The following is a 12,213-nucleotide window of genomic DNA, read 5'->3' on the forward strand; positions in this document are numbered from 1 at the left end:
CCGAAGAGGAGGGACCACCATGAAGTACCGGACCATCGGTACCGACCCGAAGACCCGCCGTGAGGTGAGCGTGCTCGCGCTCGGCGCGATGCTGTTCGGCTCGGTGACGGACGAGAAGACCTCCTTCGCCGTACTGGACCGCTATGTCGAAGCGGGCGGGAACTTCGTCGACACGTCCGACAACTACGCCTTCTGGACCGACGGCAGCCAGGGCGGCCAGAGCGAGGAACTGCTCGGACGGTGGCGGCGCAGCCGGGGAATCGGCGACGAGATCGTCTTCGCGACCAAGCTCGGCGCCCGGCCGCTGGCCCCCGGCACCGGATACACCGACAACCCGGAAGGACTGTCGGCGAAGGTCGTACGCGAGGCGGCCGAGCGCAGCCGCGAACGCCTCGGCCTGGACCGGATCGACCTGCTGTACGCCCACATCGAGGACGCCACGGTCGACCCGCGGGAAACCATGGAGGGGTTCGGGGAGCTCGTGGCGGAGGGGACCGTCGGGCTGCTCGGGGCGAGCAACCACGCCATCTGGCGGGTGGAGCGGGCCCGCGCCGTCGCCGCGTCGGCCGGACTGCCCGGCTACGAGGTCCTCCAGTACCAGCACAGTCTGCTGCGGCCCCGCACCGACATACCCGACGCACTCTTCCCCGACGGGAGCCTCGGCGGCACGACCGCCGAACTCCGCGGCTATCTGCGCGCCGAGCCCGCCCTGACCCTGGTCGCTTACTCCCCGCTGCTGCGCGGCGCCTACGTACGGCAGGACAAGCCGCTGCCCGCGGACTACGACCACCCGGGCACCCCGCCCCGGCTCGCCGCGCTGCGGACGGTGGCGCGGGAGACGGGGGCGAGCCCGAACCAGGTGGTGCTCGCCTGGCAACTGGGCGGCGGGCTGCCGGTGATCCCCCTGGTCGGGATGTCGTCCGTGGCGCAGTTGGAGGAGAACCTCGCGGCCGTGGACCTTGAGCTGTCGCCGGAGCAGCGGGAACGCCTGGACGCGGCCCACTGAGAGGCGTCGCGGGCGAGGGCCGTCGCGTCAGTGGCGGCCCTCGCGCGTGGAGCGGCGGGTGGTGAGCAGCAACGCGATGTCGTCGGGGCGCTCGGTGGCCTGCCGGGCCTCCTCGGTCAGCAGGTCCGCGGTACCGGACAGGGGGGAGGCGCCGGGCCGGGCGTGCGGGGTGCCCGCCCGGGACAGCGTCGCGCGGATCTTCTCGATTCCTTCGTCGATGTCGGCCCCTGGGCGCTCGACCAGACCGTCCGTGTAGAGGGCCAGCACGGCGTCGGGTTCCAGCAGCAGGTCCGTCACCGGGTAGCGGGCAAGCGGGGCCACGCCGAGCACCACGCCACCGGGCAGGTCGAGGAGCTCGGTGCGGCCGTCGGGGTGGCGCAGCAGGGGCTGCGGGTGACCTGCGCGGGCGGCCCGGGCGACTCCGGTCACCGGGTCCAGCCTGACGTAGCAGCAACTGGCGAACTGGCCCGGGTCGAGGTCGATGAGCAGCCGGTTGGTATGGCTCATCACCTCGTCCGGAGGGTGGTCGCTGAGCGCGAACGCCCTTACCGCGCTCCGAAGTTGGCCCATGGTGGCCGCCGCCTGGACGCCATGGCCCTGGACGTCGCCGATGACCAGGGCCAGTCCGTCACCGGCCTCCACGACGTCGTACCAGTCGCCGCCCACGTCCATCCCCTTGGTGCCGGAGAGATAGCGCCCGGCCGTCTCCACCTGCGGGTGCGCCGACAGCCGGTGCGGGAGCAGCGCCTCCTGGAGGCCACGGGCGAGGGCGGCCTCGGAGTCGTAGCGCCGCGCCTTCTCCAGGGCCTGTGCGATGAGTCCGGTGAGCGCCGTCAGCACGGAACGTTCCTCCGTGCTGAAGCCGCGCGGACGGTCGAAGCCGAGGATGCAGGAACCGACCGGCCGCCCCGAGGCGATCAGCGGCAGGAAGGCACGGGCACCCTCCTTGGCGTCCAGTGGGATGCCGGGATAGGCGGCGGCCAGTTGTGGCATCGACTCGAAGAACAGCGGGCGGCCGGTGGTGAGCGTCTCCACCCCGGGGAGTCTGGCGTCCAGCCCCACCCCGTCGAAGGGTGCGAGGAACCCCTGCGGGAAGCCGGTCTCCCAGGCCAGGTACAGGCGCCGGTCCTGCAACAGATAGATGGCCAGGCGCCGTCCGCCGAACGCGGGCAGCAGCTCCCGCATCACGGTCTCGGACACCTGCCGGGCCGTCACGGCCTCGGTCAGGGCCATGGCCAGGACGATGGGCTGGTACAGCGCCGTCGTGGTGATACCGGCCGCGGGCTCGGCGATGCCGGACCCGTTCGCCGCAGGCCGACCGTGGAGCGGTGCGGCCTCGGGGGCTTCCGTGGTGTCCGCTACCCGCCCCATGGGGATCAGTTTGCAGGTCAGACTGCCGGGGCCGGGATACACGGACATCGTCAGCCAGGCGTCGTCGGGGGCCGGCGCGGGTGTCCGGCGGCCACCGCTCGGGCGGGCGACCTGGAAGTGCACCGGCTCCGGTGACAGCAGCGCGCCGCGCAGATGATCCGCGTAGGACGGCTGGTCCAGCCAGGGCACGGCCTGCCACAGCGGTCGCCCCAGCAGTTCCGGCCGCGGCCGGCCGAGGAGCTCGGCGGCGCGCGGATTGACATAGGTGATCAGCCCGAGCCGGTCCAGTGCGAACACGCCCTCGGGGAGCAGGTCCGCGGCGCCGTCCGCCGCCGGGCCCGGACCCGGATCGACGACCGCGCCGCCGACCGCGTACGGCGGCACGAGCGCGTTGCCCGAGGTCCACAACTCCAGCAGCCGCAGCCCGCCGTTCACCGTGTGCACGGGCAGCGGGTGGGCCGGGGGGCGCCCCACCGAGGTCTCGTGCAGCGCGGACAGCAGCACATGCGGATCGTCGAGGGCCAGCGTGTGGGTGAGCGCCTGCGGCGTCCCGGGAAAGGCCCTGGCATCGGTGCCGAGCAGGGCCCACAGCGCGTCGTCCCCGGTGACCTCGCCTGTGGTCGGCTCCCAGGTGAACCGGCCGACATAGCGAGGTGGCAGACGCTCGGCGGGTGGCCGTACGCACATCGGCTCCCCGTCCCAGACGACCTCGGCACCGTCCTTCTCCAGGACCGACAGAGCCGTCCCCAGGTTCTCCGCCACCGCCGTCATCCGGTCACGGTCCGGCAGTACGTCGGTGGCGTCCGAGGCCGCCGGACGCAGCACCGTCAGGACTCCGAAGGCCGAGGAGGCGCTCACGACGGGGACATACAGCGAACCGAACTGGAACGGCAGCCCCGCCGCGAGCTGCGGATAGCGGCGCATCGTCTCCGTGGCGTCGGCGAGCAGCACCTCCGTGCCCGTCCGATGGGAGTCGGCGGCCGGGAACGGCCGGTCCAGGGGCATGCGCCACCAGGGGCGGAACAACTGTCCCGGCAACCCGGCCAGTACGGCCAGCCGCAGCAGTTCGGGGGAGCTGGAGCGCAGGTACACGCCCCCCGCGAAGCCGCGGGCCGCCCGGATCGCGTCCGCGACGGACCCGCTGAGCAGGGCGCCCAGGCTATCCAGCGCCTGGTCCTCACGCTCGGCGCTCCCAGTCATCGGTCTGCCCTCGTCCGCCCGCCGTCAGGGGGATTCCACAGCAAGAATGCGCCTTACGGGTACCCACCCGCACCCCGACGCGTCAGCCGTGATGGTCGCTCGGAATTGCACTCGGCCGCATCCGGCCGTGTGCGGCCGAACTCAGCTTCGCCCAGCGCGAAGATACCGCGCCCGCGCCCCTTCCAGGAGCCCCGCGCAGATGTTGCTTCAGGGAACCATCGGGTCCCGGTGTCTGCGAATCCCGGCGATTTCGGGACTCAGCGTCTCAAGGTCTCCCCGGCTACGGCCGCCACGGCCTCGGCCGCTGCGGCGAGGGCCGGGAAGTCGAGTTTCCACTGCTGCCAGAACAGCGGTACGTCCACGATCCCCTCCGGCGCGAGGCGGACCAGCCGCCCGGCCCGCAGCAGCGGCTCGGCCTGCACCTCGGGCACCATGCCCCAGCCCAGTCCGGCGACGACGGCGTCCACGAACCCCTCCGAGGTGGGCATGAAGTGCCGCAGCACGCTCGCTCCGGGACCGCCCCCAAGGCCCCGGACGAACTCGTCCTGGAGATCGTCGTTCCGGTCGAAGGCCACCACCGGAGCGTCGGCGATCAGCTCGCCCACCCCCGCGCCCGTCCCCGCGCCGAGCCACCGCCCGGCGAAGTCCGGGCCGGCCACCGCGAGGTACCGCATCCGGCCCAGGGCGCGCACGGAACAGCCCGCCACCGGGTCCGGCCACGAGGTCACCGCCGCCATCACCACCCCCTCGCGCAGGAGGGCGGCCGTGTGGTCCTCGTCCTCGCGGCGCAGTTCGAAACAGAGCCGCAGCTCGCGCGGTACGCGGGTGAGCGCGGGCAGGAACCAGGTCGCCAGCGAGTCGGCGTTCACCGCGATCGACAGCCGCGTCGGCTCTCCGGCCTCGCTCATGCCGAGTTCGGTACGGGCGTCGCGCTCCAGCCGGGCCAGCCGGCGCGCGAACCGCACGACGACCTCGCCGGACTCGGTCGGACGCACCGGCTTCGTCCGCATCAGCAGGACCCGGCCGGTGCGCTGTTCGAGTGCCTTGACACGCTGGCTGACCGCCGAGGGCGTCACATGCAGGGCGGCGGCCGCCGCGTCGAAGGTGCCCTCGTCGACCACCGCGAGCAAGGTGCGTACCTGGTCGAGGGGGAGATCCGTCATCACAGCCGCTAATGATACGTAAGAATCTTTAGCTGTACTCTTGACGGTTGTGTTCCTAGCGTCTCTGGCATGAACAACGCCCTGACCGCCGTGGCCGCCGGGTTCGGCACCGGCCTCACCCTCATCGTCGCCATCGGCGCCCAGAACGCCTTCGTACTGCGCCAGGGCATCCGCCGCGAAGCGGTCCTGGCGGTGGTGGGCATCTGCGCGGTGTCCGACGCACTGCTCATCGCGCTGGGGGTCGGCGGGGTCGGCGCGGTGGTCGTGGGCCGGCCCGAGGCGCTCACGGCGGTCGGGCTGACCGGCGGCGGATTCCTCCTCTGCTACGGAATCCTGGCCGCGCGGCGGGTGCTGCGGCCCTCGGCGCTGGAGGCGGCGGCCGGAGCGGCGGGCTCGCGGCGGCAGATCGTCCTCGCCTGCCTGGCGATGACCTGGCTCAACCCGCACGTCTATCTCGACACCGTGTTCCTGCTCGGCTCCCTCGCGGCCGACCGCGGCCCACTGCGCTGGACCTTCGGGCTCGGGGCCGCCCTGGCCAGCCTGTGCTGGTTCGCCGCGCTGGGCTTCGGCGCCCGGCTGCTCGGCCGCTTCCTCGCCCGGCCGTCGTCGTGGCGGGTCCTGGACGGTGTGGTCGCCGCGACGATGATCACCATGGGCACCCTGCTGATCGCCGACGCCTGAGACGGCGTACGCGATAGTGAACCCTGACAACGGAAAGATGTAGCGAGCAGCCAGGACGGTCGTGGACACGAGCAAGAGCAGTACGGACGGGGCGGACGGCGGGATCGACGGCGGGACGGACGGCGGGGCCGGGAACGGTTCGGTGGCCGAATCCGCCGGATCCGCCGAACACGACGGGACGGCGGGAGCGGCCCGGGCGGAGCGCACCGGCTGGCGCCGCTGGGCGATGGACACCCGCCCGCTGCGCCGCCCCGCGTACCGCAGGCTCTGGTCCTCCACCATCGTCACGGCGGTGGGCAGCCAGCTCACCGCCGTCGCCGTGCCCAAGCAGATCTACGACATTACCGGCTCCTCGGCCTGGGTCGGCTACGCGAGCCTGGCCGGACTGCTGCCGCTCGTGGTCTTCGCGCTGTGGGGCGGTGCCGTCGCCGACAGCATGGACCGGCGCAAGCTGCTCCTCATCACCAACACCGGCATAGCCGTGACCTCGGTGCTGTTCTGGATACAAGCGGTCGTCGGACTCGATTCGGTGCTTGTCCTGATGGCGCTGCTCGCCCTCCAGCAGGCCTTCTTCGGTCTGAACTCCCCGGCCCGCAACGCCTCCATCGCCCGGCTCGTCCCCGAGGACGAACTGCCCGCGGCGAACGCGCTCGGTTCGACCGTCATGCAGACGGGTCTGGTGGCGGGACCGCTGCTCGCGGGTGCCCTGATCCCCGTCATCGGCCTGGGCGAGCTCTATCTGCTCGACGCCCTGGCGCTGTGCGTCACCGTGTGGGCGGTGATGCGGCTGCCCGCACTGCCGCCCCTGACGGGCTCTGCGGCCAAACGAGCGGGCTGGCGCGAAGTCGCCGCCGGCTTCCGCTACATCGCGCTGCACAAGGTGCTGCTGCTGTCCTTCCTCGCCGACATCATCGCCATGGTCCTCGGCATGCCCCGGGCCCTGTTCCCGCAGCTGGCCGCCGAGACCTACGCGCCCTACGGGGAAGGGCTCGCGCTCGGCCTGCTGTTCGCGGCGATCCCGATCGGCGCGGTGATCGGCGGACTGATGTCGGGCACGTTCTCCCGGGCCCGTCGGCACGGGCTCATGGTGATCGCCGCGGTGATGGCCTGGGGAGCGGCGATCACCGGCTTCGGCCTGAGCACCAGCCTCTGGGTGGCAGTGGCGTTCCTCGCCGCCGCCGGGGTCGCCGACATGGTCTCCATGGTCTTCCGCGGCGCGATCCTGCTGTCGGCCGCCACGGACGAGATGCGCGGCCGGATGCAGGGCGTGTTCACCGTGGTGGTCGCGGGCGGCCCGCGGCTGGCCGACGTCCTGCACGGAACGGCCGGCTCCCTCCTGGGCGCCCGCACCGCCGTCGCGGGCGGCGGACTGCTGGTGGTCGTCGCCATGGCGATCCTGGCCGTCACGGCGCCGGCGCTGCGGCGCTACACGTGACCTTCCCCGCTGTGCCTGGAGCGCCCGGGCGGTTGCGGCCCTGGCGTCAGCTCTGCGATGCCTGTGCCATCAGCGTCTGGAGGTGAAGTCCCCGATGGACGTCGAGTTCGCCGGACACCCCGGTGCGCACGGCCGTGGCGAAGTCCCGGCGCAGCACCGGCCAGGTCTCCTCGTGGTCGAGTTCGGTGGCGTCGTACACCAGCGGGGCCTGCGGACCGAAGAGTTCGATACGCGTGTTGCCGTGCCCGACGTGAACCGATCCGGACAGTGAGGCCTGACTGACGACACCATTGGCGTGCTCGCAGGTCAGCTCGATCCAGCGGCGGGGGTCACCGGTGCCGCGGACCCGGACGATCGGTCCGACGGCGGCGTCCAGGAGATCCAGAAGATGGGGACCCAGGTCGAGCAGGGCCCCGTGCTCGAGCCGCCAGGTGGTGGCGAACTCGCCGCCCAGGAACGCCCCGTGCAGAAGACACGAACGAGCCCCGGTGATCTCCAGCTCCCGCGCTCTGCCCAGGAACTCCCGGGTGGCCGGGTGGTAGCGGTTGGTCAGGACGAGCTGGGAGACGACCCCGGCCTCGTCGACGGCGTCGGCGAGGCGCCGCGCCGACGCCAGATCGACACCGAGCGGCTTCTCCAGGAGCAGTGCCTTGCCCGCCTTCGCGGCCAGCGGAGCGAGTTCCGCCTGTACCGCGGGCGGAACGGCGAACGCGACCGCCTCGCAGCCGTCGAGCAGCTCCTCGAAACGTGTGACCGCGGCGGCCCCGTGGGGTTCGGCCGTCTCCCGGGCCGCCTCGGCGCGCCGCGCCCACACCGAGGTCAGCTGTGTCTCGGGCCCGGCAGCAAGCACGCGCGCGTGCACGGCCCGTGCCCAGGGCCCGGCACCGACCAGTCCGACCTTCACCGGGGGATGGGGCCACGGCGGCGCGGCATCGGTCTCGATCGCGGTCACGGAGGTCTCCTTCTACTGGCGCTACTGGCGCTACTGGCGCTACTGGCGCTACTGGCGCCCCGAGTGGGCTGGGGAGACTCCATCACGCGGGCTGGGGTCTCCACCAGGGGGTGTGGTGCGCCGTGTCCCGGCGGGCGTGCCTGCCGGTGGGCGGTTCTTGACCCTCCCTTTCCCTCATTACCTCTGATACAGAGCTATTTTCGGAACGTGGAGTCCGAGAGCTTTCCCGAGGCACTGGCAGACGCCTTGGCCGGAGTGCAGCGACTGATCCGGCGGCGACTGCGCAGCGGCATGACCGCGCCGCGGCTGCGCGGCGCCGAGGTCGAGCTGCTGCGGCTGGTCGTGGCCCGCCCCGGCATCCGTGTGTCGGAAGCCGCCAAGGAGCTCTACCTGGCGGGCAATTCGGTCTCGACGCTGGTCAACCAACTGGCGCGGGACGGCTATCTGAACCGTGAGACGGACCCGGCCGACCGGCGGGCGGCACGCCTGCTGCCCACACCGGCGGCGGACGCACGGCTGCGCGACTGGCGCGAGCGGCGCGCGGCTCTCGTACGCCGTCAGGTTGCCCGTCTCGACGAGGCCGACCGCGCGGCCCTGGAGGCTGCCCTTCCGGCCCTCCGCAAGTTGGCGGTGAACCTGCACGAGGAGGCCGGAGAGACATGACGCGGAACTCGACGGGCGGGGGAGACCCCGCCGAGGAGACAGTGGCGGTGGCGGATGCCGGGACGGAGGCCGTCAGCTGCGCCGGGCTCGTCTACGCCTTCGGCGAGACCACCGCGGTCGACGGGCTCGACCTCTCCGTCCACGACGGAGAGGTGTTCGGACTGCTCGGGCCCAACGGCGCGGGCAAGACCACCGCGATCCGCTGCATCACCACACTCCTGCCGGTCCCCACCGGCATGGTCCGCGTCTTCGGGCACGACGCCACCCGCGAACGCATGGCGGTACGCCGCCTGCTGGGCTACGTACCGCAGCAGCTGTCCGCCGACGCCGGGCTCACCGGCCGGGAGAACGTGGCCCTGTTCGCCCGCGTCTTCGACGTCCCCCGCAAGGAGCGCGCGGCACGCGTCGAGCAGGCGCTCACGGCGGTCGACCTCAGCGACGCGGCCGACCGGCTCGCCAAGACGTACTCCGGTGGCATGGTCCGCCGCCTCGAACTCGCCCAGGCACTGGTGAGCGCACCCCGGCTGCTGATCCTCGACGAGCCGACCATCGGCCTCGACCCGATCGCCCGTACGAGCGTGTGGGAACACATCAACGCCGTACGCGCCGCCACCGGAATGACCGTCCTCGTGACGACCCACTACATGGACGAGGCCGACCAGTACTGCGACCGGGTCGCACTGATGCACCGCGGCCGAGTCCGTGCCCTCGGCACCCCCGACGAGCTGCGCAGGGGCCTCGGCGCGCGGCGCGGCGCCGGGAAGAACGGTGAACTGCCCACGCTGGAGGACGTCTTCCGCGATATCGCCGGCAGCGGCCTCGACGAACAGTCAGGAGACTTCAGCGATGTCCGAAGCACCCGTCGCACAGCGTCCCGTGTCGGCTGAGCGCATCCATCCGGGCGGCCTCGACCTGCTCGTCGTCCCACCACGGGCCCGTACCGGCTGGCGAGTGCTGCCCGCCCGGGTCGGCGCGATGTGCGCGGTCGAGCTGCAGAAGCTGCGCCACGACCGCACCGAGCTGTACACCAGGGCGGTCCAGCCGGCGCTCTGGCTGCTGATCTTCGGCGAGACCTTCACCCGGATCAAGGCGATACCCACCGGCGGCATCCCCTATCTCGACTATCTGGCGCCCGGCATCATCGCCCAGTCCGCGATGTTCATCGCCATCTTCTACGGCATCATGATCATCTGGGAGCGGGACGCCGGGATCCTCACCAAACTGCTCGTCACACCGACCCCGCGCTCGGCGCTCATCACCGGCAAGGCCTTCGCCGCCGGAGTCAAGGCGCTGATCCAGGCGGTGGTGGTCGTCGTCATCGCGGCGCTGCTCGGGGTGGCGATGACCTGGAACCCGCTCCGTCTGCTGGGCGTGGCCGTGGCCGTCGTCCTGGGCTCCGCCTTCTTCTCCTGTCTCTCGATGACCATCGCGGGCATCGTGCTCACCAGGGACCGGCTGATGGGCATCGGCCAGGCCATCACGATGCCGCTGTTCTTCGGCTCCAACGCCCTCTATCCGGTCGCGGTCATGCCCGGCTGGCTCCAGGCCATCAGCAAGGTCAACCCGCTGAGCTACCAGGTGGACGCGCTGCGCGGCCTGCTGCTCGGCACGCACGCCCACCTGGCCCTCGACTACGGGGTCCTCGTCCTGGCCGCCGCCCTCGGCATCCTGTCCGCCTCGTCCCTGCTGGGCCGCCTGGCCCGCTGATCCGGGCACGGCCCTTACTTCCTGACGGGTCCTTCCCGTTCTGCCTGACGGGTCCCTCCTGTACGTCGGTACGTGTGCATCGCCCCCGAGCGCGACTTGACCAGATGATGAGGGTCACCGGCCCACGGGGCTCATAGGCTGTGCGCCAGTGATCACGCGATGACGTGATCACCTGATCACCGTCGCACCGGAGGAGCCAACGTGACGCCACGTCCGCATCAGACCACCAGACGCACAACCGTCCTTCGCAGAGAGGCAGTTGTCGCCGCGGTTCCCGTCGCCGTCGCGGCCCTGCTCGTCGCGGCGGGCCCGGCGGCGGCCGGCACGGTGGGCTCGTCCGGTGCGGGGGACCCGTACTTCCCGCTCTCGGGCAACGGCGGCTACGACGTCCGGCACTACGACCTGACCCTCGGCTACGACCCCCAGAGCCGCCACCTCGACGGCAAGGCGGTCATCACCGCCCGGGCCACCCAGCGACTGACCCGCTTCGACCTCGACTTCAAAGGACTGAAGGTCACCGGCGTCACCGTCGACCACGCCAAGGCGTCCTACCGCCGTGACGGCCAGGAACTGGTGGTCACCCCCCGTCACTCCCTCCGGCGGAACCAGGAGTTCCGAGTCACCGTCACCTACTCGGGCACGCCCGAGCCGGCCACCGACCCGGACGGCTCCCTGGACGGGTGGATCCCCACCGACGACGGCGCGTTCGTGGCCGGCGAACCGCAGGGTGCCATGACGTGGTTCCCCGCCAACAGCCACCCCAAGGACAAGGCCTCCTACGACTTCACCATCACCGTCCCCAAGGGACACACCGCCGTGGCCAACGGAATACTCCGCGGACAGTCGACCAGCCACGGCCGTACGACGTTCCGCTGGCGGCAGTCCGAGCCGATGGCGGCCTACCTCGCCACGGCGACGGTCGGGAAGTTCAAGGTCGAGCAGTACACCACCCGCGACGGACTCAAGGTCTACAACGCCGTCGACCCGCGTGAGGCGAGCGCCGCGGCGCCCGTACTGAAGAAGCTGCCGTCCGTGCTGGCGTGGGAGAGCGGTATTTTCGGGCCCTACCCCTTCCGGGCCGCCGGGTCCATCGTCGACCGGGCTCCGCAGGTCGGATACGCGCTGGAGACCCAGACGCGTCCCGTCTACGACTCCGCGCCCGACCTGAGCACCCTCGTCCACGAAAGCGCGCACCAGTGGTTCGGGGACTCCGTCAGCCTCACCGCGTGGAAGGACATCTGGCTCAACGAGGGCTTCGCGACGTATGCCGAGTGGCTGTACGCCGAGCAGCACGGTGGGAAGACGGCGCAGCAGACGTTCGACTCCCTGTACGCCAGTCCTGCCGGCAGTGGTCTGTGGGCGTTTCCGCCGGCGAACCCCGGGAGCGGGGCGCACATCTTCGACACGCCCGTGTACGCACGGGGTGCGATGGCTCTGCAGAAGCTGCGTACGGCTGTGGGGGACGGGGTGTTCTTCCGCATCCTGCGGACCTGGGCGACGGAGCACCGTGGCGGACACGGCACCACCGCCCAGTTCGTTCACCTCTCCGAGCGGTTGTCCGGGAAGGATCTCGACGCGTTGTTCCACACCTGGATCGGCACGGCGGGCAAGCCGGCGTCTCCCTGACCGGTTCCTTCGCCCCCGCCGCCCCTACCCGTCCCATCCCAGGGGGCTCCGCCCCCCCAGGCCCCCGGGGTGTGTGTTCTTTGCGCGGGCGGTGTGGGTCGGTCGCGCAGTTCCCTGCGCCCCCGAACGCCCTCAGGCGGGGCGGAGCCAGATGGTGGCCAGGGGAGGGAGCGTCAGTCGCAGGCCCCCGTCGTGGGTCTGGAGGTGGGGGTTGTGGACGTCGCTGCCGCCGTAGCGGGCGGCGTCGGTGTTGAGGACTTCGTGCCAGGCGGGGATGTCTTCGGGGATGCCGAGGCGGTAGTCGTGGCGGACGACGGGGGAGAAGTGGGAGACGGCGAGCAGGGGGGTGCCGTCGGTGTCGTGGCGGAGGAAGGCGAGGACGTTGTCGTCGGCGGCGTCGCCGGCGATC

The 12,213-nt window shown here is 71.7% G+C and carries 11 protein-coding genes; 7 read left to right on the forward strand and 4 right to left on the reverse strand.

Going from position 1 to position 12,213, the window contains the following annotated elements:
* The first annotated feature begins 19 nt into the window (after positions 1-19).
* Positions 20-1,006, forward strand: a complete 987-nt coding sequence (locus ABZ656_RS07185) for an aldo/keto reductase (protein ID WP_101406997.1) — start codon at positions 20-22, stop codon at positions 1,004-1,006.
* Between the two features lie 27 nt (positions 1,007-1,033).
* Here ABZ656_RS07185 and ABZ656_RS07190 read toward each other — a convergent pair whose 3' ends face one another.
* Together ABZ656_RS07190 and ABZ656_RS07195 are read right to left on the reverse strand one after the other, a co-directional pair.
* Positions 1,034-3,577, reverse strand: coding sequence for a SpoIIE family protein phosphatase (locus ABZ656_RS07190; RefSeq protein ID WP_101406996.1), 2,544 nt, complete (start codon positions 3,575-3,577; stop codon positions 1,034-1,036).
* 257 nt (positions 3,578-3,834) lie between these two features.
* Entirely contained in the window at positions 3,835-4,743 is a 909-nt protein-coding gene (locus ABZ656_RS07195; RefSeq protein WP_101406995.1) for a LysR family transcriptional regulator ArgP, read from the reverse strand.
* A gap of 66 nt (positions 4,744-4,809) precedes the next feature.
* Here ABZ656_RS07195 and ABZ656_RS07200 point away from each other — a divergent pair, with 66 nt between their 5' ends.
* Positions 4,810-5,421 (forward strand): LysE/ArgO family amino acid transporter, encoded by a 612-nt coding sequence (locus tag ABZ656_RS07200; protein WP_360265402.1) that lies wholly within the window; start codon positions 4,810-4,812, stop codon positions 5,419-5,421.
* 61 nt (positions 5,422-5,482) lie between these two features.
* Positions 5,483-6,856, forward strand: coding sequence for an MFS transporter (locus tag ABZ656_RS07205; protein WP_101406993.1), 1,374 nt, complete (start codon positions 5,483-5,485; stop codon positions 6,854-6,856).
* 46 nt (positions 6,857-6,902) lie between these two features.
* Here the strand turns inward: ABZ656_RS07205 and ABZ656_RS07210 are convergent, their stop codons facing one another.
* Positions 6,903-7,799 (reverse strand): Gfo/Idh/MocA family oxidoreductase, encoded by an 897-nt coding sequence (locus ABZ656_RS07210; protein ID WP_180362775.1) that lies wholly within the window; start codon positions 7,797-7,799, stop codon positions 6,903-6,905.
* 216 nt (positions 7,800-8,015) lie between these two features.
* On the opposite strand from ABZ656_RS07210, the gene ABZ656_RS07215 reads away from it, so the two are divergent.
* The 4 genes from ABZ656_RS07215 (at position 8,016) to ABZ656_RS07230 (ending at position 11,804) form a co-directional block, all read left to right on the forward strand.
* Positions 8,016-8,471 (forward strand): MarR family transcriptional regulator, encoded by a 456-nt coding sequence (locus tag ABZ656_RS07215; protein ID WP_101406991.1) that lies wholly within the window; start codon positions 8,016-8,018, stop codon positions 8,469-8,471.
* Entirely contained in the window at positions 8,468-9,358 is an 891-nt protein-coding gene (locus tag ABZ656_RS07220; protein ID WP_101406990.1) for an ATP-binding cassette domain-containing protein, read from the forward strand. Before ABZ656_RS07215 ends, ABZ656_RS07220 begins: the two co-directional genes overlap by 4 nt.
* The gene (locus ABZ656_RS07225; protein WP_168488104.1) at positions 9,318-10,178 is read left to right on the forward strand and encodes an ABC transporter permease; all 861 of its coding nucleotides are present in this window, start codon (positions 9,318-9,320) and stop codon (positions 10,176-10,178) included. The genes ABZ656_RS07220 and ABZ656_RS07225 overlap by 41 nt, the downstream gene beginning before the upstream one ends.
* Positions 10,179-10,379: 201 nt before the next feature.
* Positions 10,380-11,804, forward strand: a complete 1,425-nt coding sequence (locus ABZ656_RS07230) for a M1 family metallopeptidase (RefSeq protein ID WP_101406976.1) — start codon at positions 10,380-10,382, stop codon at positions 11,802-11,804.
* A 132-nt stretch (positions 11,805-11,936) separates the two neighbouring features.
* Here ABZ656_RS07230 and ABZ656_RS07235 read toward each other — a convergent pair.
* Positions 11,937-12,213 (reverse strand): alpha amylase C-terminal domain-containing protein (locus tag ABZ656_RS07235; protein ID WP_360265409.1); only part of this gene is annotated, 277 nt, incomplete at its 5' end.

This window comes from Streptomyces sp. NPDC007095 (assembly GCF_040634475.1).
Lineage (GTDB): Bacteria > Actinomycetota > Actinomycetes > Streptomycetales > Streptomycetaceae > Streptomyces.